The following is a 19,980-nucleotide window of genomic DNA, read 5'->3' on the forward strand; positions in this document are numbered from 1 at the left end:
GCCGACGGTTCAGGTGACATCGTCGTGTTGCCCGGCGGTGACTGAGGGCTCCGGTATCACGGTGGGCCGATCGATGACCGATGCCTCGTCGTCGGGGATCTCCGCCTGGGCTTCGCGTTTGGCCTTGCGCTTGTCGTGGACGCGGGCGATCTGGATGGCGAACTCGAGGAGCACGCTCAGCGCCAATCCGAGCGCGGTCATCGAGAACGGATCGGAGCCGGGTGTGAAGATCGCGGCGAACACGAACATCGCGAAGATCAGCCCGCGCCGCCACGACTTGAGCCGCTGGTAGGTCAGCAGTCCCACCGTGTTGAGCATGACGATCAGCAGCGGGAATTCGAAGCTGACACCGAAGACCACGAGCAGATTGATCAGGAACCCGAAATAGCGGTCGCCAGACAGGGCGGTCACCTGCACATCGCTGCCGACCGTCAGCAAAAAACCCAGCGCCTTGGAGAGCACCAGGTAGGCCAGCGCCGCGCCCGCACCGAACAAAACCACGGCCGGGACCACGAACGCGATCGCGAAGCGGCGCTCCTTCTGGTAGAGCCCGGGGGTGATGAACGCCCACAGCTGGTAGAACCACACCGGGCAGGCCAGCACCACCCCGGCCGTCAGCCCGACCTTGAGCCGGAGCATGAACTGGTCGAACGGCGCGGTGGCCAGCAGCCGGCATTGCCCGTTGGCACTGATCTCAGCGCGCGCCGACTGCGGCAGCGAACAGTAGGGATGACGCAACCACTCGCCGAGGCTTTCGAGCCCGAACATCGAATGCGAGTACCAGACGAACCCGAAAATCGTGGTCAGCACGATCGCCGCCAGGGAAATCAGCAGCCGCGTGCGCAGTTCGGTGAGGTGGTCGACCAGCGACATGGTCGCATCCGGGTTGGTGCGACTGCGTCTGTTGCGTGGGTTGAGGCGCTTCAGCAGGCCGGAAGTGCGCGCTGAAACCTTGAGTGCTTTCACGATGCTCGTCTAAGGCTCGGTCAGGGGCGCTCGGGCACCGCGACGATGACGGCTACGCCGGGCGTGCTTCGCTGTGCCCCGGCTCGCTGGGCGCCGGAGCGTCGGCCCGCTGCGACTGCACGGGCGTGGGGTTCGCCGCCGAGGCGTCACTTTGGGTCCCCAAAGCCGACGTCTCCGGCTTGTTCTCGCTCTGCATTTCCCGGATCTCGGACTTGAAGATCCGCATCGACTTGCCCAACGAACGCGCCGCATCGGGAAGCTTCTTGGCACCGAACAGCAAGATCACCACGACCGCGAGGATCGCCCAGTGCCACGGACTAAGACTGCCCACTTTGATTACCTCCAGACGTTGACCCGATGTTACCGCAGTAGCGCCACGTGGCGGTGGGCCCGCGCCGCGCCGCGGGGGCCACATTGCCTGGACTTTTATGAGCTCAGGGCGTCATACGACGTCACGGCGGCCGCCGCGGCATCACGCACCCGCCGCGCCAGCGACTCCGGCGCCAGCACCTGAACGGCGGGCCCCAAGCCCAGCACCAGCCGCGTCATCCAGTCCTCGGAGGCGTAGGTCATCACCGCCTCGCAGGACCCGTCGGCCAACTCGCGCACGTCGCGCATCGGGTAGTACTCGAACATCCAGGACGCCGCGGGTGCCACCAGAAGCTTGGCGAACGGCAGCGAGGGATCGCCGTCGAACAGCGAGGTGTCGGGCGGCGCGTGCCGTACCGGCTCGGGCGGCGCGGCGGGCTCGTCGAGTTCGCTGGCCTCCACGATGCGGTCGAAGCGGAACAACCGGACCCCCTCGGCCTCCCGCGACCAGGCCTCCAGGTAGCTGTGGCCGCCGACCAGCAACACCCGAATGGGGTCGACGACCCGGCTGGTCAGGGTGTCGTGCGAGGCCGAGTAGTAATCGATGGCCAGCGCGTGTTGGGACTGCACGGCCGCGCGCACCGCGGCGGCGGCCCGGCTTTCCACCGGCGCGGGCTCGTCGACGGCCGTCGCCGCGTGCGTGGCGTCGTGGCCGAGGGCGCCGGCGGCGTCCTCGATCTTGGCGATCGCGCTGCGGGCCGCTTCGGGGTCGACGACGCCGGGAATGTCGGCCAGCGCGCGCAGCGCCACCAGCAGGCCGGTGGCCTCCGGCGAGGTGAGCTTGAGCGGGCGGTCGATGCCGGCGGAGAAGGTCACCTCGATGGTGTCCCCGGAGAACTGGAAATCGATGAGGTCGCCCGGGAAGTAGCCGGGAAGGCCGCACATCCAGAGCTGGTTGAGGTCGTCTTCCAGCTGCTTGGCCGATACCCCGAGGTCGGCGGCGGCCTTGGCCCGGGTCACCCGCGGGTTGGCCTGGAAGTACGGGACCATGTTCAGCAGCCGGACCAGCCGGGTGGAGATGGGGGTCATGCGGACACACCCGCGTGCGCCCGCAACCGGGCCAGCACGTCGTCGCGCAGCGATGGCGGCTCGAGCACCACGGCGTCGGCGCCGTAGCCGGCGATGTCACGTGCCAGCTGGTCGATCGATCGGATGTCTAGTTCGATCACCTCGCCGTCGCGCCCACCCAGCCGACGACCGCCGACCGGCCTGCCCGCGCGGCGCAGCGCGGTGGCCCGCCCACCGGCCACCCAGACCCGGGCCTGGCCGCCGGCCGGCGCCGCCGAAGCGTCCGTGACCGTCTGCGCGACGATCCTGCGCAGGTCAACGCCTTCGGGCACGGTGACCGTGCCCGCCGGGCCGATCGGCGTCACGTCGGGACCGATCCGGGAGAGCCGGAAGGTGCGGGTGGCGTCGCGGTCGCGGTCGTGGCCCACCAGATACCAACGGCCCTTCTCGGTGACGACGCCCCAGGGCTCGACGGTGCGGGTAGCGTACGGCTCGGCTCGCGACGACCGGTGCGGAAACTGGACGGCCTGCCGGGAATCGATGGCGGACAACAGGATTCCGAGAACGTCCTCCGAGCCGCGCAGGCCCGGCACCCCGACCGGTGACGCGATGGCGACCGGTGCGTCCGGATCGACGTCGACGCCGGCCGCGCGCAGTTTGAGCAGGGCGCCCTGGGTGGCGGTGATGAGTTCGGGCGACTCCCACAGCTGGGTCGCGACGGCCACCGCGGCCGCCTCGTCCGGGGTCAGCTCGACCGGCGCGAGCGAATAGGCGTCGCGGTTGATCCGGTAGCCCTCGGTCGGGTCCCAGGCCGAGACCCTGCCGACCTCGAGCGGGATGCCGAGGTCACGCAGCTCGTTCTTGTCGCGCTCGAACATGCGCGAGAACGCCTCGGCGCTCGCGCTGTCCGAATAACCCGCCACGCTCGCCCTGATCTTTTCCGCCGTGATGTACCCGCGGGTGGACAACAGGGCGATGACCAGGTTCACCAACCGTTCGACTTTTGACGTCGCCATCGGCACCAGATTATTCGATGGTCGTCGCCCGGCGCTTCCACCGGCACACCGCGTCGCAGGATTGACGACCTAGCGGGTTTGCGCTTCGCGTTTCGCTGCTGGGACGGCAGCCGCTACATGCTCGCGATCAGCCGCTTGACCCGCTCGTCGACCGCGCGGAAGGGGTCCTTGCACAGCACGGTCCGCTGCGCCTGGTCGTTGAGCTTGAGGTGCACCCAGTCGACGGTGAAGTCGCGGCCTGCCGCCTGGGCGGCGCTGATGAACTCGCCACGCAGCCGGGCCCGGGTGGTCTGCGGCGGATTGTCGACCGCCTCGGCGATCTCCTCGTCGGTGGTGACGCGGGTCGCAAGTCCCTTGCGCTGCAGCAGATCAAAGACGCCGCGCCCGCGCTTGATGTCGTGGTAGGCCAGGTCGAGCTGGGCGATCTTCGGGTCGGACAGCTCCATGTTGTAGCGGTCCTGATAGCGCTGGAACAGTTTGCGCTTGATCACCCAGTCGATCTCGGTGTCCACCTTGGCGAAGTCCTGGCTCTCGACGGCGTCGAGCTGGCGGCCCCACAGGTCGACGATCTGCTCGATCTGGGCGTTGGGCTCGCGGGTCTGCAGGTGTTCGACCGCGCGGCTGTAGTACTCGCGTTGGATGTCCAGGGCGCTGGCCTGACGGCCACCGGCGAGCCGCACCGGCCGCCGGCCGGTGACGTCGTGGCTCACCTCGCGGATGGCGCGGATGGGGTTGTCCAGTGAGAAGTCCCGGAACGGCACGCCGGCTTCGATCATCTCCAGCACCAGCGCGGCGGTGCCCACCTTGAGCATGGTGGTGGTCTCGCACATGTTGGAGTCGCCGACGATCACGTGCAGCCGCCGGTACTTCTCGGCGTCGGCATGCGGCTCGTCGCGGGTGTTGATGATCGGACGGCTACGGGTGGTGGCCGAAGAGACGCCCTCCCAAATGTGCTCGGCGCGTTGGGAAAGGCAGAACGTGGCGGCCTTGGGGGTCTGCAACACCTTGCCGGCGCCGCAGATCAGCTGGCGCGTGACCAGGAACGGCAGCAGCACATCGGAGATCCGGGAGAACTCGCCGGCCCGCACGATCAGGTAGTTCTCGTGGCACCCGTAGGAGTTGCCCGCCGAGTCGGTGTTGTTCTTGAACAGGTAGATGTCGCCGCCGATGCCCTCGTCGGCGAGGCGCTGTTCGGCGTCGACGAGCAGGTCTTCGAGGACCCATTCACCGGCGCGGTCGTGGGTGACCAGCTGCACCAGGCTGTCGCACTCGGCGGTGGCGTACTCGGGGTGGCTGCCGACGTCGAGGTAGAGCCGGGCGCCGTTACGCAAAAAGACGTTGGAGCTGCGGCCCCACGACACGACGCGCCGGAACAAGTAGCGGGCCACCTCGTCCGGGCTGAGCCGCCGGTGGCCGTGGAATGTGCAGGTGACCCCGAACTCGGTCTCGATGCCCATGATTCGTCGCTGCACGTAATCGAGCGTACTGGTTGTGCGAGCGCGACGGTGAGCAAGCCGCGCCTATCGATCGACGAAGTTTTTCGCGCGCCCGTTTCTGGTGCGCCGGCTCGGGTGACGGGCTCCGGCGCACGCGCTGGTGACGCTAGGGATCACCAACACCTTGAGCACCAACAGCCACACCGTTACCGGATGAGGACCGCTGATCCTTACTCGGAGCGTGCTAGTCGGGCGATCCGCCGTTCGAATCCGACTCGTCGCCGTCGCCGTCGTCGGAACCGTTCGAATCCAGCTCGCGCAGCAAATTTTCCAGGGTGGCGCGGTTGATCCGCCGGAACGCCCGCCGCGGGCGGTTGACGTCCAAGATGGCGACCTCCAGGCTGCCCACGTCCAGGCTGGACTGGTCCCCGTTGGAGGATTCGTTGCCGGCCCGCAACGCCTTCACGGCGATGCGCGTGGCCTCGCGCAGGTTGGCGTTCTCGGCGTACGAGTCCTTGAGCGCGGTCGTGATCGGCTCGGTGGTGCCACCCATCACCACGAAATGCGGCTCGTCGGCGATCGATCCGTCATAGGTAATGCGGTACAACTCAGGCGGTTTCGCCTCGCCGTAGTGCGCCACCTCGGCGACGCACAATTCCACCTCGTAGGGCTTGGCCTGTTCGGTGAAGATGGTGCCCAGCGTCTGCGCGTAGACGTTGGCCAGCTGGCGGCCGGTGACGTCGCGACGGTCGTAGGCGTAGCCGCGGGTGTCGGCGAATTGGATTCCGCCACGGCGCAAATTGTCGAATTCGTTGAACTTGCCCGCGGCCGCGAAGCCCACACGATCGTAGAGCTCGCTGATCTTCTGCAGCGACCGCGACGGGTTCTCCGCGACGAACAGCACGCCGCCGGCGTAGACCAGGGCGACCACGCTCTTGCCCCGGGCGATGCCCTTGCGGGCGAGCTCGCTGCGCTCGCGCATCGCCTGTTCGGGCGAGATGAAATACGGGAAACTCACTTCTCACCACCATCGGGGCCGAAAGTGTCAGCGCGCGAACGGCTTTGGATCACCTCGCGCGCCAACTCGGCGATGCGGCCCTCCGGTACTTCCAGCGCCCCGTCGGCGCCGATGGTGACGGCCGTGGGATAGATGCCGCGGACCAGGTCCGGGCCACCGGTCGCGGAGTCGTCGTCAGCCGCGTCATAGAGTGCCTCGATCGCGACCCGCACCGCGGAATCGGCGTCGGTGACCTGCGAGTACAACTTCTTCATCGACGACTTGGCGAAAATCGAGCCCGAGCCCACCGACTGGTAGCCCTCCTCCTCCAGGTTCCAGCCGCCGGCGGCGTCGAACGACACGATGCGCCCGGCGCCCTCCGGATCGGCGGCGTCGATGTCGTAACCCACCAGCAGCGGCAACGCGACCAGCCCCTGCATGGCGGCGGCCAGGTTGCCGCGCACCATGATCGCCAGCCGGTTCACCTTGCCGGCAAACGTCAGCGGCACGCCTTCGAGTTTCTCGTAGTGCTCGAGCTCCACGGCGTAAAGGCGGGCGAACTCCACGGCGATGGCGGCGGTCCCGGCGATGCCGGTCGCCGTGTAGTCGTCGGTGATGTACACCTTCTTGACGTCGCGCCCGGCGATCATGTTGCCCTGCGTCGAGCGCCGGTCGCCGGCGAGCACCACGCCGCCGGGGTACTTCAGCGCGACGATGGTGGTCCCGTGGGGCAGCTGCGCCCCGGCGCTCTCCGAGTGGGACGCCCCGAGGCTGGCCGGCAGCAACTCCGGCGCCTGGCGGCGCAGGAAGTCGGCGAACGACGAAAGATCTACAGCGGGATTTCCCGGAAGTGCGGAGTTGATGGGTAGGCGATCAGAGAACTGCCAGGTCACTGGCCGCCCTTTTGGACGTATGCCCGCACGAAGTCCTCAGCGTTCTCCTCGAGAACGTCATCAATCTCGTCGAGCAAATCGTCAGTCTCCTCGGCCAGCTTCTCCCGGCGCTCCTGGCCCGCGGCCGTGCTGCCGGCGACATCGTCCTCGTCGTCGCCACCGCCGCCACGCTTGGTCTGCTCCTGAGCCATCGCCGCCTCCTGCGTTGTCTGGGCTTGTTGAATGGCCTTTTCAATTGTCCAGCCACGCGCGCCCGTTGGTCTTTCCTACCCTACCGGTCAACGCCGACGTTCCCCGGCTGAACCGGCGGCTAGCTGGTGAGTTGTTCCACCAGTTCGGCGGCGCTGTCCACGGAGTCCAGCAGCGCTCCCACGTGCGCTTTGCTGCCCCGCAGGGGCTCCAGGGTGGGAATGCGGACCAGGGAATCGCCCCCCAGGTCGAAGATCACCGAGTCCCAGCTGGCGGCGGCGATGTCGGCCCCGAACCGGCGTAGGCATTCCCCGCGGAAGTAGGCCCGGGTGTCCGTCGGCGGTTTGTCCACCGCCTCGAGCACCTGATGCTCGGTCACCAAACGCTTCATCGAGCCGCGCGCGACGAGCCGGTTGTACAAGCCCTTGTCCAGCCGGACGTCGGAATACTGCAGGTCCACCAGATGCAGCCGCGGCGCCGACCAGCTCAGGTTTTCCCGCTGCCGGAATCCTTCGAGCAGGCGCAGCTTGGCCGGCCAGTCGAGTATTTCGGCGCACTCCATCGGGTCGCGCTCGAGTTGGTCGAGCACGTGCGCCCAGGTCTCGACGACGTCGGAGGCGCGCGGGTCCGGGTCGCGGCTGTCGACCAGCTTGGCCACCCGATCGAGGTAAACCCGTTGCAGCGCAAGCCCGGTCAGCTCGCGGCCGTCGGCCAGGGCCACCGCGACGCGCAGCGAAGGGTCGCGGCTGATCGCGTGGACCGCATGCACCGGCCGCGCCAGCGCCAAGTCGCTCAGATCGATTCCGTGCGCGGGCCCCTCTTCGATCAGGTCCAGTACCAGCGCCGTGGTGCCCAGTTTCAGATAGGTCGACGTCTCGGCGAGGTTCGCGTCGCCGATGATGACGTGCAGGCGCCGGTACCGGTCGGCATCGGCGTGCGGCTCGTCGCGGGTGTTGATGATGCCGCGCTTGAGGGTGGTCTCCAGACCGACCTCGACCTCGATGTAGTCCGAGCGCTGCGACAGCTGAAAGCCGGGCTCGTCACCGGAAGGTCCGATGCCGACGCGTCCCGAGCCGGTGACCACCTGCCGCGAGACCAGAAACGGCGTCAGCCCGGCGATGATCGCCGAGAACGGCGTCTGCCGCGACATCAGATAGTTTTCGTGCGACCCGTAGGAGGCGCCCTTGCCGTCGACGTTGTTCTTGTAGAGCTGCAATTTCGCGGCCCCGGGCACGCTGGCGACGTGTCGGGCGGCGGCCTCCATCACCCGCTCGCCGGCCTTGTCCCAGATCACGGCGTCCAGCGGGTCGGTGCACTCCGGGGCGGAGTATTCGGGGTGCGCGTGGTCGACGTAGAGCCGTGCCCCGTTGGTCAGGATCATGTTGGCCGCGCCGACTTCGTCGGCGTCGACCACCGGGGGCGGGCCGGCCGAGCGGCTCAGGTCGAATCCGCGGGCGTCCCGCAGCGGCGATTCCACCTCGTAGTCCCAACGGGTGCGCTTGGCGCGCTGAATGCCCGCCGCTGCCGCATAAGCCAAAACCGCCTGCGTCGACGTGAGGATCGGGTTGGCCGTCGGGTCCGATGGTGATGAAATGCCGTATTCGACCTCCGTCCCGATAATCCTTTGCATGCTTCAAAGACTAGGCGAGGTGCGGAATTGACGTTCTGCCGGGCGTCGGCCCCCGAAGTGAGCTGCGTCGACAACTGGTTCATCGATGACCGCGCGTGCTGTTGACGTCGCTGACGGCGGTGATTAGCTTCACGGGATGACCGACCTATCCGGGAAGCGTTACGGCGAAGTGCTTCTCGTGACGCCCGGGGAGGCGGGACCGCAGGCCACGGTGTACAACAGTTTCCCGCTCAACGACTGCCCGGCCGAGCTGTGGTCGAAGCTCGACGCCCAGGCCATCGCGAAGGAGCACGGGGCGGCCACGGCGTTGCTCAACGGTCCGCGCTACTGGCTGATGAACGCCATCGAGAAGCAGAGGCAGGGGCCGCAGATCACCAAGACGTTCGGCGGTATCGAGATGATTCAGCAGGCTACGGTCCTGCTGTCGTCGATGAATCCCGCGCCCTACACGGCCAATCAGGTCAACCGTCACACGGTTTTCGTGTTCAACCCGGGCGAAGAGGTCTACGAGCTCCTCGATCCGGGCGGGCAGCGCTGGGTGATGCAGACCTGGAGCCAGGTCGCCGACCCCACCCTGTCGCGCGCCGATCTGCCCGGTCTGGCCGGCCGGCTCAATTTGCCGCACGGGTGGGCCTACCAGCCGCGCGTGCTGACCGAGGCACTGCGGGTGGATACCCGGACGCGTCCCGCCCAGGTCACCCAGGACGACCTGACGAACAGCTACTCACTCGAGCTGGACTGACGCCGCACCGTCAGTGATTCGCCATCCAGCTGCGATGCCGCACCGCCGCTTTGCGCGCGGCCTTGGCCAGTGTTCGATCCGGCAGATGCCGGCCGAGCGCGTCGAGCACGAGCGCGGTCTCGGGCGCGGGATGGCGCCAGATGTCTTCCAGCAGCTGCGGCGGATCGGACATGCCGGCGAAGAGGCTGCACAGCTCTTCGGGAGAGTCCATAGACTCCGCGAGGACGTCGACGAGCACCGCGACATCGACAAAGCTCGCGAGCGTCTCGGAATCGGCGCGGTCCCGCTGTATCAGCCACAGCGCGGCGTGGCCGGCGACCGGCGTGTCCAACAGCTGACGCACGAACGGTTCGGCGACGTCGATGTCGAACTCGTCCAGCGCGGCGAAGCCCATCGTGCGGCCGGCCGCGGTGTCCATGGCCGCGGCCGCCTCGGTGACCATCTGCACCCGTTCGGCATCCGGGCGCCCTGACTTCCAATTGGTTACCAATGACGCGTGAAGGTCATTGTCCACCAACAACATTGCGCCGATCAGGGCCGCCCCGTCCCAGTCGTCGAGGCGGTCGAGGCGGCGCAGCGCGAATCCGGCGTCCTCCAGGTATTCCGGCAGGACGTGGCGCCCCAGGGCGGTCAGCGCCACGGTCCCTCCGGTCCAATCGCTCGGCCCAAGTGGCTGCGGCCTTTCGACCGGATCGGTCCATCGCACCACCCCGGCCTCCCGGAGAACTTCGAGGAGACGGCCCATGTCGTCGTCGACGTATGCCTCGAGCGCGTCCTCCTCGTCCGCATGCCAGCGCTGCGGCGGCCGGTGCGCGGCAACCAAGGCGTGCACCCACTCCAGCAGGGAGTCGAACGGGAGTTCCGCGCCGTCTTGCAGCAACGGCGCCAGCCAGCACACGATCCCGTCATCGAGCAGTTCGTGCATGGCGTTGCGCTCGGGGTAGAGCTGCGACGATTCCCACCGCAGCGGGCGGGACAAGAGGATCGCCGCGAACAGCGACTCCGCCCGTTCCACGACCGAGCGCGCCCCCCACTCCTGCGCCGGCACCAACCGGTGTCGGCGTACGTCCACCGCGCCTGCCTCGATCGCCACGTCGATCGTGAAGTTCAGACGCCGCAGCGCCGCCGTCGAGCGAACCGGGAGTTGCCGGTCGCCCAACTCGACATCCAACACGTCGCCTGTGTCGAGCAGTTCCACCAGCGCGCGACCGTCAGCCAGTTCGAGGTTTCCCTTGTCGGTCAACGGCTTACCGTCCGAGCCGAGATAGTCCCGCAACGCCTCGAGTGTGGCGAGCAGCGGGACCGCCTCCGCGGCGGCCGCTACGTCGGCCGGGGACGGCGGAATGTGGAGAAACGGCAGTTCCAATGGCTCCGGCGCCTCGGCCGGGTCCGGATGATCCTCGACGGCGGGGGCGCGTGTTTCTGATCGCACGGTCAACGCAAGGTCGTCGGCCAGCCTCCGCAATCTGGCGGCGCGCTCGGCACCTCCGACCAGCCGGCCCGTAGCTGCCATGAAGTCGACGTACACACCGATCGCGAAGCACAGGTACACCGCGTCATCCGGGCGGCCCCTGAACCGGGGCGGGCACCACTCGAGCAGAAATTCCGCGATGTCGGCGGGGACGAAGTCGTCGAGGACACCGGTGGAATCGCCGTACCGCCAGTCCAGGAAGACGGCGACGTCGCAGACGACGGCCTCGCGATCCGAGGCGGGCCCGTCCCACCAGCCCTTGAGCTCGTCCAGCAGCGTGCCACGAGCCTGGTCGTAGGCGTCGTCGTCGCCGGGAGCGTCAAAGCGGAGTCGCACGGGTGCGACGCTAGTCGGTGGCGCCGACAAATGTTTACAAGTACTGACCCAGGTTCGACTCGGTGTCGATGGCCCGCGACGCGCTCGAACTCTTGCCGGTGACCAGCGTGCGGATGTAGACGATCCGCTCGCCCTTCTTGCCCGAAATCCGCGCCCAGTCATCGGGGTTGGTGGTGTTGGGCAGGTCCTCGTTCTCGGCGAACTCGTCGACGATCGAGTCGAGCAGATGCTGGATGCGCAGACCCGGTTGGCCGGTTTCCAGCACCGACTTGATCGCGTTCTTCTTCGCCCGGTCGACGACGTTCTGGATCATCGCCCCGGAGTTGAAGTCCTTGAAGTACATGACTTCCTTGTCACCGTTGGCGTAGGTGACCTCCAGGAAACGGTTGTCGTCGATCTCGGCGTACATCCGGTCGACGACCTTTTCGATCATCGCCTTGATGCAGGCCGACCGGTCGCCGTCGAACTCGGTGAGGTCGTCGGCGTGCACGGGCAGCGCCTCGGTCAGGTACTTCGAGAAGATGTCTTGCGCCGCTTCGGCATCCGGGCGCTCGATCTTGATCTTCACGTCGAGGCGTCCGGGCCGCAGGATGGCGGGGTCGATCATGTCCTCGCGGTTGGAGGCGCCGATCACGATGACGTTCTCCAGTCCCTCCACACCGTCGATCTCACTGAGCAGCTGTGGGACCACCGTCGTCTCGACGTCCGAGGACACCCCGGTGCCGCGCGTGCGGAAGATCGAGTCCATCTCGTCGAAGAACACGATCACCGGTGTGCCTTCCGACGCCTTCTCGCGGGCGCGCTGGAAGATCAGCCGGATGTGGCGCTCGGTCTCGCCGACGAACTTGTTCAGCAGCTCGGGGCCCTTGATGTTGAGGAAGTACGACTTGGCCTCGCGAGCGTCGTCGCCGCGCACCTCGGCCATCTTCTTGGCCAACGAATTGGCCACGGCCTTGGCGATCAGCGTCTTACCGCAACCGGGCGGACCGTAGAGCAGCACGCCTTTGGGCGGACGCAGGGCGTACTCGCGGTAGAGCTCCTTGTGCAGGAAGGGCAGTTCCACGGCGTCGCGGATCTGCTCGATCTGGCGGGTCAGGCCGCCGATGTCCAGGTAGCTGACATCGGGCACCTCTTCGAGCACCAGGTCCTCGACCTCGGCCTTGGGAATGCGCTCAAACGCGTAGCCGGCCTTGGTGTCGACCAGCAGCGAGTCACCGGGCCGCAGCTTGCGCGGCCGGGTGTCGTCGTTGAGGGCGTCGGGATGACCCTCCGGCAGATTCTCGGCGACCAGCGGCTCGGCGAGCCAGACGATTCGCTCCTCGTCGGCGTGACCCACGACCAGTGCCCGGTGCCCGTCGGCCAAGAGCTCACGCAGCGTGGAGATCTCGCCGACCGACTCGAACGTGCCCGCTTCCACGACCGTCAGGGCCTCGTTGAGGCGAACGGTCTGGCCCTTGCGCAGCAACGCGACTTCGATGTTCGGCGAGCAGGTCAGACGCATCTTGCGCCCGGACGTGAACACGTCGACGGTGTCGTCTTCGTGCGTGCCGAGCAGGACGCCGTACCCGCTGGGCGGCTGCCCCAGCCGGTCGACCTCCTCACGCAACGCCAGCAGTTGCTGGCGGGCCTCTTTGAGGGTCTCCATCAACTTCGAGTTACGGGACGCGAGGGAGTCGATGCGCGCTTCAAGCTGATGCACATCGCGGGCAGAGCGGGCGCCGCCCTGCGTTCCGACCGCATGGTCGAGTTGCTCGCGCAGCATCGCCGCCTCACGGCGTAGCTGCTCCAACTCGGCCTCGTCGCCGCTGGACAGGTCTGATTCGTGGGGGGTTCCGAAGGCTTCAGAACGCTCTGAGCTACCCATCTTGCGCTCCTTTCCCACACCGAATTGGCGCGGCGGATACTTCAAAGCTACCGGCGATTGACGATTGATGTGCGTAGTCAAATACCCACGAAAAGTTAAGATTTTCGTCACGCTGGTAATCTCGGCCACTAATCGTGATGATCGAAACGGCCTTGGGAGGTGGCAGAGTGACCGCAAAAAGCCTCGCCACCGGCTCGGCTCGCGGCACTGTCACCGTCGGCGCCGCCGGTGTGACGTCAGTTGCACCCATCGGCCCGACCTTAGCGACATCGTTCCCGCCCCAAGCGGCCAGAGCCGCCTAGCCGGCCGACCGACCGGATGCACCGACCACTGTCCGTAGCGCTCAGCACCGCCACCACCCTGGCGGCGCTCGGGCTGGCGGCGTGTTCGGCGAAGCACCCCATGAGTGAGTCGTCGACGGTTTCTTCGCTGCCGCCGGCCACGTCCAGTCCGGTTGCTGCGCCCATCACGGCTCCCCTGCCACCACCGGAAGCCCTCACCGATGTGCTGACCCGATTGGCCGATCCGAACGTCCCCGGCGATGCCAAGGTGACTCTGGTGGAAGGCGCCACCCCGGAGAGTGCGGCCACCCTGGACAAATTCACCAACGCCTTGCGCGACAACGGGTATCTGCCCATGACCTTCGCGGCAAACGACATCGCGTGGTCGGACAAGAACCCCTCGAACGTGAAGGCCAGCATCGCCGTCCACACCGCCCAGGCCAACAACGCCAACTTCACCTTCCCGATGGAATTCGCGCCCTTCCAAGGCGGTTGGCAGCTTTCCCGGCACACCGCGGAAATGCTGTTGGCCCTGGGCAAGTCGCCGGCGACCCCGTCTTCGGGAGCTCCCGCGAACCCGCCAGAACCCGCTCCGCCTCCCGCGCCGCCGCCACCGGAAGCCCCGCCGGCGCCCTCCCAAAATCCGCCAGGCTGATCCGCGGGATGTGGATCGGCTGGCTGGAGTTCGACGTGTTGCTGGGCGACGTTCGCTCACTCAAACAGAAGCGATCGGTCATCCGTCCCGTCGTCGCCGAGTTGCAGCGCAAGTTCAGCGTGGCGGCGGCCGAGACGGGTTCGCATGAGCTGTACCGACGGGCCGGCATCGGCGTCGCCCTGGTCTCGGGCGACCGCCGGCACGCCGTCGACGTTCTGGATGCGGCCGAGCGGCTGGTGGCCGCGCATCCCGAGTTCGAGCTGCTGTCGGTACGACGCTCGCTGGTGCGCCCCGACGATTTGGCCTAGGGCCGATGGCGGCGACCCGCCGCGCCCGGCTACGCCGCGCTTGCGATCGCCGCTTAGCCGTCCCTGCCTTCGCGCTTGCGGCCCAGCGGCCTGGGCGCAATCACCCCGGGCGCGAGCCGACGCGTGAAGATCAGGAAGGCCGTGTGCCCGCGCATCGAATGCTGCGGCCGCACCGCGAGCCCGACGACGTTCCAGCCGCGCTGCAACGTTTCCCAGGACCGCGGCTCGGTCCAGCACTGCTGCGCCCGCAGCGCCTCGACGGTGCGCGACAGTTGGGTGACGGTGGCCACGTAGATCATCAGCACGCCGCCGGGAATCAGCAGCCGCGCGACCGACTCCAGCACGTCCCACGGCGCGAGCATGTCGAGCACAGCGCGATCGAAGGATCCGTCCGGCAGGTCGGAATCGGTCACATCGCTGACGATCAATTGCCAGTTGTCCGGCACCTCACCGCCGGCGAACACCGACACGTTGCGTTCGGCGTGTTCGGCGTGGTCGGCGCGCTGCTCGTAGGAGACCACCCGCCCGTCGGGCCCGACCGCGCGCAGCAGTGAACAGGTCAGCGCGCCCGAACCCGCCCCGGCCTCGAGCACCCGGGCGCCGGGGAAGATGTCGCCCTCGTGGACGATCTGCGCCGCGTCCTTCGGGTAGATCACCTGCGGCCCGCGCGGCATCGACATCACGTAATCGATCAGCAGGGGCCGCAGCACCAGGTACGCGGCGCCGTTGCTGGACTTGATCACGCTGCCCTGCTCGAGCCCGATCACCGCGTCGTGCGGGATCGACCCGCGATGGGTGTGGAACTCGCCGCCCTCGGCGAGCACCATCGTGTAGTGCCGACCCTTGGCGTCGGTGAGCTGAACACGCTCGCCCACGGTGAATGGGCCGGTTACGGACACGCGGTCTAGCGTGCCAGCCGACTCACCCCATCGGGTGCTTGGGGGTTGTCGGCCCCCGGTCATAGGCTTCCGAACATGATCGTCCAGCCGGAGGCACCGCAGTCGGCGACGGGCCCCGGGCGGCCGGTGTCCCGCCCGGCGCTGTCACCGTCGCGGGCCGCGGACTTCAAGCAATGCCCGCTGCTGTACCGGTTCCGGGCCATCGACCGCCTGCCCGAGGCGCCGTCGCCGGCGCAGCTGCGCGGGTCCCTGGTTCACGCCACCCTGCAACAGCTTTACGGTCTACCCGCCGCGCAGCGCGGCCCCGACACCGCCATGTCGCTGGTACAGCCCGCCTGGGAGCAGGTGATGGCCGAAACGCCGGAGCTGGCCGCGAGCCTGGAGCCGGCCCAGCGCACCCAGCTGCTGGCCGAGGCGCAGGCGTTGCTCGCCGGCTACTACCGCCTCGAGGACCCGACCCGTTTCGACCCACAATGCTGCGAGGAACGCGTGGAGGTCGAACTCGCCGACGGCACACTACTGCGTGGCTTCATCGACCGCATCGACGTCGCGGCCACGGGCGAACTACGGGTGGTCGACTACAAGACCGGCAAGGCGCCGCCGGCCGCGCGGGCCCTGGCCGAGTTCAAGGCCATGTTCCAGATGAAGTTCTACGCGGTGGCCCTGTTGCGTTCGCGCGGTGTGCCGCCCACCCGGCTGCGGCTGATCTATCTGGCCGACGGCCAGGTGCTGGACTATTCGCCGGATCACGACGAGCTGCTGCGCTTCGAGAAGACCCTGGTCGCGATCTGGCGCGCGATCCAATCCGCCGGCCAGACGGGCGATTTCCGTCCCACCCAGTCGCGGTTGTGCGACTGGTGTCCGCACCAGCAGCACTGCCCGATATTCGGCGGGACACCGCCGCCCTACCCGGGTTGGCCGGAATCGATTGGCGCTCCGATCGATTCGGATTCGGCCGAACCGGCGGCATAACCGTTAGTCGAGCGCCGACATCTCCTGCAGCACCGTCGGAATGAGCTCGCTGACCGTGGGATGGATGTGCATGGTGCGCGAAAGCGTGGTGTAGGGCGCCTTGGCCGACATCACGTCCAGGATGCAATGTATGGCCTCGTCGCCGCCGACGCCGAAGATTGCGGCCCCCAGGATCTCTGCGGTTTCGGCGTCAACCACGACTTTCATGAAGCCTTGTGTCTCACCCTTTTCCACCGCCCGGCCGACTCTGGTCATCGGCCGCTTACCGACGAGCGCCTTGCGTCCCGACGCGCGGACCTGATCGACGGTCAGCCCTGCGCGGCCCAGCGGCGGATCGATGTAGAGCGCGTAGGTGGTGATGCGGTCGCTCACCCGCCGCGGGTCGTCATCGAGCAGATTGGCGGCGACGATCTCGAAGTCGTTGTAGGACGTGTGGGTGAACGCGCCCTTGCCGTTGCAGTCGCCCATCGCCCAGATGTGCGCGACGCTGGTCCTGAGCTGGTCGTCGACGACGATGTAGCCGTGGGCGTCGGTCTGGACCCCGGCGGCCGACAGGCCCAGGTCGTCGGTGTTGGGCCGCCGGCCCACAGCCAGCAGCAGGTGACTGCCCTCGATGGGTGTGTCGCCGTCACGAGGGGTTAGCTCAAAACCGTTGTCGGTCTTGGTGACTCGTACGTCATCGGCGCCGACGACGATGTCGATGCCCTCCGCCCGCAAGATGTCTTCGATGGTGGCCGACACATCCTCGTCTTCGCGGGACGCCAGCCGCGGGCCCCGCTCCACCATCGTCACCCGGGCCCCGAAGCGCCGGTACATCTGCGCGAACTCCAGCGCGATGTAACTGCCACCCAGAATGACGAGATGTGTTGGCAGCGTGTCGAGTTCGAGGATCGACGCGTTGGTGAGGAACTCGACCTCGTGCAGGCCCGGAATGTCGGGCACCACGGCGCGGCCGCCGACGTTGAGGAAGATGCGGTCGGCGCGCATCACGTCGTCACCGACCCGCACCGTGTGCGGATCGGTGAGAACGGCGTGCCCGCGGACGACGGTGCAGCCGTCCATGCCCTCGAGCCAATCTTCGACGCCCTGGCGGTCGCCCAGCATGATCTCGTCCTTGCGGGCCTTGACTTTCCCCAAGTCCACGGTGATTTCGCCGGTGCCGACGCCGTAGTCCGCGCCGCGGCGCGCCAGGTGGGCGGCGTGCGCGGAGGCCACCATCGTCTTGGTCGGGATGCATCCGGTGTTGACGCAGGTGCCGCCGATCAGTTTGCGTTCGACGATCGCGACGCGCTGCCCGGCTGCCGTCAGCCGTGCCGCCAACGGCGGGCCGGCTTGGCCCGCGCCCACGATGATCGCGTCGAAATGTTCTGTCACTTAACGGCCGTCAGCAGGTACTCCGTCAGCACGTGTCCCGTCACCGCCACGATGACCAATCCCCCGATGATCGCGACCGCGTCCTCGAGCAGCGCGATGGGCAGGTCCCTGCCCGCCACCGCGGCCAGCCGCTTGCGCGCCTGGTAGCCGCCGAGGGTGCCGAGAACCGCGCCGATGACGCCGGCGCCCAGCGCGGTAAAGGTCCAGTGCGGCCAGGCGCCCAGCGCCGCGCCCGCGAGGCCGCCCGTGACGATGCGGGCCGCGAAGATCGGCGCCGCCGTACGGGGCGGGGTCTTCGGCAGCTTGTCGTTGATCAGTTCGCCGACGGCCAGGACGGTGAAGACGACCACCGCGATGATGCTGCCCATCCAGGACGCCCACGTGCCGTGCAAATCGATCCAACCAAGAAGGGCGGGGGCGGCGGCCCAGGCGACCACGGCGGGCGCCGTCAGCGAGCGCAACCCGGCAACGACACCAATCAACAAAGCCAGCAACACAACAAGCGCGTGAGTCACGAAGACCTCCTGGAGGACGAAACAGCCGGTGACCTTTCAGGGACGGCCCATACGCCAACCCGGGCAGTCCCCCGAGGCGGACGCTAACACAGCGGCGTTCGCACCGCGTGTGCAATCAGAACCGGCAAAACCTGATATCAGACGCCAGGATTGCCTTGGCTCCGATGGCGGCCAGCTCATCCATGATTTCGTTCACACCGCGGCGCGGCACGAGCGCCCGGATCGCAACCCAATCCGGGTCGGCCAGAGGTGCGATCGTGGGCGACTCCAGCCCAGGCGTGATCGCGGTGGCCTTGTCCAGCACCGAGCGAGGGCAGTCGTAATCGAGCATCAGGTACTGCTGGCCGAACACCACACCTTGGACGCGCGCCACCAGCTGATCGCGCGCCGCCTGCGTTCCGGACCGGCCGCTTTGGTCGCTCTCGATCAGCACGGCTTCCGAATCGCACAGCGGATCACCGAAGGCCACCAGGTTGTGCAGGCCCAGGGTGCGCCCGGACCCGACCACGTCGGCGATGGCGTCGGCGACGCCGAGTTGCACCGAGATCTCCACCGCGCCGTCGAGTCTGATGACGGTCGCCTCAATTCCGCGCCCCGCCAAGTCTTTTCGCACCAGATTCGGATAGGCTGTGGCGACCCGCTTGCCGGCCAGATCGGCGATCTTCCAATCCCGCCCCGCAGGCGCGGCGTAGCGGAAGCTCGACGAGCCGAATCCCAGCGCCAGACGTTCCCGCACCGGGGCGTCGGAATCGCCCACCAGGTCGCGCCCGGTGATGCCGAAATCCAGCTCGCCCGAACCCACATAGATGGCAATGTCTTTGGGCCGCAGGAAGAAGAACTCGACCTGATTGGCCGGGTCGATGACGGTCAGGTCCTTGGAGTCGGTGCGGCGCCGGTAGCCGGCCTCCGCCAAGATCTCGGTGGCCGGCTCGCTCAGCGTGCCCTTGTTGGGAACCGCAACCCGTAGCATGCTCACAGCTTCCGATACACATCGTCGAGGGTCAGCCCGCGGGCGATCATCAGCACCTGCGTCCAGTAGAGCAATTGGCTGATCTCCTCGGCCAGCGCGTCGTCGGGCTCGTGTTCGGCGGCCAGCCAAACCTCGCCGGCTTCCTCGAGGATCTTCTTGCCCAGCCCGTGGACGCCGCCGTCGAGCGCGGCGACCGTCCCGCTGCCGGCCGGCCGGGTGCGGGCACGCTCGCCCAGTTCGGCGAACAGATCCTCGAAGGTCTTCACGGCCAGCGATTGTTTCACGCGACGGTCGGCAAAGTCACGGCGGTTTAACCCCGGCACGGATCGGGGCCTTTCCGGTCAGTCGAATCCGGCGAGGGTCAGCCGCAGCGCTTGTTCCAATTGCTCGTGAAACGGCGGGCTTTCGCCGATATCGGAGGTCAACCAGCCGTCGAGGACGAATTGGACTGTGGCCAAACTGGTGTGGACCAACAATGCGGGTCGGGTGTCCGCCGCCGCATCGACACCCATCCGGCGGGCAATTTGCTCAATCAGCTTGGCCTGATCGCTTTGGCTGACCAGCATGGATTTGCTCAGTAAGTGCGGCGCAGTCGCTACGGCGTGCCGCCAGGTTTCGAGGTTATCAACCCCGCTGACATCGCTGGCGCGGATGACGAACAGCTGGATCAGCGCTTCGACGGGCGACTCGTGGGGCGGTCTCGCGCTGTAGGAGCCCACGATCTCGGCGGCCGCCTCCCGGACGGGGTCGACCAGCAGGCCCTCCTTGGTGGGCGCGTACCGGAAATACGTGCTGATCGAAATCCCGGCGGCTTCGGCGATGTCCTCGGTGGTCACCGCGCCGAATCCGCGCTCGGCAAACAACTGGTGCGCGGTCTGCTGGATCTGCGAGAGCAGCTCGGCCCGCCGCCGGTCCCGCAGCGAGCCGGTGTTTGCTGAGGGCATGCCATCACCTTCGTCAATCCGACATGTGAACTCGGGCGGTTCCGTCCAGCGACGAACTCAGATGAGTGACTCTACACTATTGAAAGTCCCTATCAAGTAGGTTAGTGTGATGCAGCACACATCAATGAACTGCGAAGTCGTGGCA

21 protein-coding genes are annotated in these 19,980 nt (G+C 67.4%); 4 read left to right on the forward strand and 17 right to left on the reverse strand.

What is annotated here, in order from left to right:
• Positions 1-9: 9 nt before the first annotated feature.
• From tatC to dop, 9 genes are all read right to left on the reverse strand, one after another.
• The gene (gene tatC, locus ACZ50Z_RS09470) at positions 10-966 is read right to left on the reverse strand and encodes a twin-arginine translocase subunit TatC (RefSeq protein WP_464483314.1); all 957 of its coding nucleotides are present in this window, start codon (positions 964-966) and stop codon (positions 10-12) included.
• 52 nt (positions 967-1,018) lie between these two features.
• On the reverse strand, positions 1,019-1,297 hold the full coding sequence (tatA, locus tag ACZ50Z_RS09475; protein WP_464483315.1) for a Sec-independent protein translocase subunit TatA: 279 nt from the start codon (positions 1,295-1,297) through the stop codon (positions 1,019-1,021).
• A 95-nt stretch (positions 1,298-1,392) separates the two neighbouring features.
• On the reverse strand, positions 1,393-2,364 hold the full coding sequence (locus ACZ50Z_RS09480; RefSeq protein WP_464483316.1) for a helix-turn-helix transcriptional regulator: 972 nt from the start codon (positions 2,362-2,364) through the stop codon (positions 1,393-1,395).
• Positions 2,361-3,359 carry a helix-turn-helix transcriptional regulator gene (locus tag ACZ50Z_RS09485; protein ID WP_464483317.1) on the reverse strand — a complete coding sequence of 333 codons (999 nt, stop codon included), beginning with the start codon at positions 3,357-3,359 and terminating at the stop codon, positions 2,361-2,363. Before ACZ50Z_RS09485 ends, ACZ50Z_RS09480 begins: the two co-directional genes overlap by 4 nt.
• Before the next feature lie 113 nt (positions 3,360-3,472).
• Positions 3,473-4,831, reverse strand: coding sequence for a Pup--protein ligase (gene pafA / locus ACZ50Z_RS09490; RefSeq protein WP_221042655.1), 1,359 nt, complete (start codon positions 4,829-4,831; stop codon positions 3,473-3,475).
• A gap of 208 nt (positions 4,832-5,039) precedes the next feature.
• The gene (gene prcA, locus ACZ50Z_RS09495) at positions 5,040-5,813 is read right to left on the reverse strand and encodes a proteasome subunit alpha (RefSeq protein ID WP_464483318.1); all 774 of its coding nucleotides are present in this window, start codon (positions 5,811-5,813) and stop codon (positions 5,040-5,042) included.
• Positions 5,810-6,685 (reverse strand): proteasome subunit beta, encoded by an 876-nt coding sequence (gene prcB / locus ACZ50Z_RS09500; protein WP_464483319.1) that lies wholly within the window; start codon positions 6,683-6,685, stop codon positions 5,810-5,812. Before prcB ends, prcA begins: the two co-directional genes overlap by 4 nt.
• Positions 6,682-6,876: a ubiquitin-like protein Pup gene (locus tag ACZ50Z_RS09505; protein WP_464483320.1), complete on the reverse strand. Its 195-nt coding sequence runs from the start codon at positions 6,874-6,876 to the stop codon at positions 6,682-6,684. Before ACZ50Z_RS09505 ends, prcB begins: the two co-directional genes overlap by 4 nt.
• 119 nt (positions 6,877-6,995) lie before the next feature.
• Entirely contained in the window at positions 6,996-8,504 is a 1,509-nt protein-coding gene (dop, locus tag ACZ50Z_RS09510; protein ID WP_464483321.1) for a pup deamidase/depupylase, read from the reverse strand.
• Between the two features lie 136 nt (positions 8,505-8,640).
• Between dop and ACZ50Z_RS09515 the strand changes: the two genes are divergently transcribed.
• Positions 8,641-9,246 (forward strand): hypothetical protein, encoded by a 606-nt coding sequence (locus ACZ50Z_RS09515; protein ID WP_464483322.1) that lies wholly within the window; start codon positions 8,641-8,643, stop codon positions 9,244-9,246.
• Positions 9,247-9,256: 10 nt separating this feature from the next.
• On the opposite strand, the gene ACZ50Z_RS09520 is transcribed toward ACZ50Z_RS09515, so the two are convergent.
• On the reverse strand, positions 9,257-11,053 hold the full coding sequence (locus tag ACZ50Z_RS09520; protein ID WP_464483323.1) for a hypothetical protein: 1,797 nt from the start codon (positions 11,051-11,053) through the stop codon (positions 9,257-9,259).
• A gap of 34 nt (positions 11,054-11,087) precedes the next feature.
• Positions 11,088-12,917, reverse strand: coding sequence for a proteasome ATPase (gene arc, locus ACZ50Z_RS09525; protein WP_464483324.1), 1,830 nt, complete (start codon positions 12,915-12,917; stop codon positions 11,088-11,090).
• 318 nt (positions 12,918-13,235) lie between these two features.
• Here arc and lppK point away from each other — a divergent pair, with 318 nt between their 5' ends.
• Positions 13,236-13,853 (forward strand): lipoprotein LppK, encoded by a 618-nt coding sequence (lppK, locus tag ACZ50Z_RS09530; protein ID WP_464483325.1) that lies wholly within the window; start codon positions 13,236-13,238, stop codon positions 13,851-13,853.
• 8 nt (positions 13,854-13,861) lie between these two features.
• Entirely contained in the window at positions 13,862-14,161 is a 300-nt protein-coding gene (locus ACZ50Z_RS09535; protein ID WP_464483326.1) for a DUF503 domain-containing protein, read from the forward strand.
• A gap of 53 nt (positions 14,162-14,214) precedes the next feature.
• Here the strand turns inward: ACZ50Z_RS09535 and trmI are convergent, their stop codons facing one another.
• Positions 14,215-15,060 carry a tRNA (adenine(58)-N(1))-methyltransferase TrmI gene (gene trmI / locus ACZ50Z_RS09540; protein WP_464483327.1) on the reverse strand — a complete coding sequence of 282 codons (846 nt, stop codon included), beginning with the start codon at positions 15,058-15,060 and terminating at the stop codon, positions 14,215-14,217.
• A gap of 75 nt (positions 15,061-15,135) precedes the next feature.
• Here trmI and ACZ50Z_RS09545 point away from each other — a divergent pair, with 75 nt between their 5' ends.
• Positions 15,136-16,032: a RecB family exonuclease gene (locus ACZ50Z_RS09545; RefSeq protein WP_464483328.1), complete on the forward strand. Its 897-nt coding sequence runs from the start codon at positions 15,136-15,138 to the stop codon at positions 16,030-16,032.
• Between the two features lie 3 nt (positions 16,033-16,035).
• Here the strand turns inward: ACZ50Z_RS09545 and ACZ50Z_RS09550 are convergent, their stop codons facing one another.
• The 5 genes from ACZ50Z_RS09550 to ACZ50Z_RS09570 form a co-directional block, all read right to left on the reverse strand.
• Positions 16,036-17,406 (reverse strand): FAD-containing oxidoreductase, encoded by a 1,371-nt coding sequence (locus tag ACZ50Z_RS09550; RefSeq protein ID WP_464483329.1) that lies wholly within the window; start codon positions 17,404-17,406, stop codon positions 16,036-16,038.
• Positions 17,403-17,921: a DUF4126 domain-containing protein gene (locus ACZ50Z_RS09555; RefSeq protein ID WP_464483330.1), complete on the reverse strand. Its 519-nt coding sequence runs from the start codon at positions 17,919-17,921 to the stop codon at positions 17,403-17,405. The genes ACZ50Z_RS09550 and ACZ50Z_RS09555 overlap by 4 nt, the downstream gene beginning before the upstream one ends.
• Before the next feature lie 115 nt (positions 17,922-18,036).
• The gene (hisG, locus tag ACZ50Z_RS09560; protein ID WP_464486154.1) at positions 18,037-18,891 is read right to left on the reverse strand and encodes an ATP phosphoribosyltransferase; all 855 of its coding nucleotides are present in this window, start codon (positions 18,889-18,891) and stop codon (positions 18,037-18,039) included.
• 2 nt (positions 18,892-18,893) lie between these two features.
• Entirely contained in the window at positions 18,894-19,175 is a 282-nt protein-coding gene (locus ACZ50Z_RS09565; protein ID WP_464483331.1) for a phosphoribosyl-ATP diphosphatase, read from the reverse strand.
• Positions 19,176-19,232: 57 nt separating this feature from the next.
• Positions 19,233-19,835: a TetR family transcriptional regulator gene (locus ACZ50Z_RS09570; RefSeq protein ID WP_464483332.1), complete on the reverse strand. Its 603-nt coding sequence runs from the start codon at positions 19,833-19,835 to the stop codon at positions 19,233-19,235.
• Positions 19,836-19,980 lie beyond the last annotated feature (145 nt).

It is taken from the genome of Mycobacterium sp. NTMscope_MAC_269, from assembly GCF_976985695.1.

What these genes read in the sequence shown, in the direction of transcription:
- ACZ50Z_RS09485 (WP_464483317.1), bottom strand. Translation starts at nt 3,359, where the DNA reads ATGGCGACGTCAAAAGTCGAACGGTTGGTGAACCTGGTCATCGCCCTG.
- ACZ50Z_RS09505 (WP_464483320.1), bottom strand. Translation starts at nt 6,876, where the DNA reads ATGGCTCAGGAGCAGACCAAGCGTGGCGGCGGTGGCGACGACGAGGAC.
- ACZ50Z_RS09570 (WP_464483332.1), bottom strand. Translation starts at nt 19,835, where the DNA reads ATGCCCTCAGCAAACACCGGCTCGCTGCGGGACCGGCGGCGGGCCGAG.
- arc (WP_464483324.1), bottom strand. Translation starts at nt 12,917, where the DNA reads ATGGGTAGCTCAGAGCGTTCTGAAGCCTTCGGAACCCCCCACGAATCA.
- hisG (WP_464486154.1), bottom strand. Translation starts at nt 18,891, where the DNA reads ATGCTACGGGTTGCGGTTCCCAACAAGGGCACGCTGAGCGAGCCGGCC.
- ACZ50Z_RS09515 (WP_464483322.1), top strand. Translation starts at nt 8,641, where the DNA reads ATGACCGACCTATCCGGGAAGCGTTACGGCGAAGTGCTTCTCGTGACG.
- lppK (WP_464483325.1), top strand. Translation starts at nt 13,236, where the DNA reads ATGCACCGACCACTGTCCGTAGCGCTCAGCACCGCCACCACCCTGGCG.
- ACZ50Z_RS09545 (WP_464483328.1), top strand. Translation starts at nt 15,136, where the DNA reads ATGATCGTCCAGCCGGAGGCACCGCAGTCGGCGACGGGCCCCGGGCGG.
- ACZ50Z_RS09535 (WP_464483326.1), top strand. Translation starts at nt 13,862, where the DNA reads ATGTGGATCGGCTGGCTGGAGTTCGACGTGTTGCTGGGCGACGTTCGC.
- dop (WP_464483321.1), bottom strand. Translation starts at nt 8,504, where the DNA reads ATGCAAAGGATTATCGGGACGGAGGTCGAATACGGCATTTCATCACCA.
- ACZ50Z_RS09480 (WP_464483316.1), bottom strand. Translation starts at nt 2,364, where the DNA reads ATGACCCCCATCTCCACCCGGCTGGTCCGGCTGCTGAACATGGTCCCG.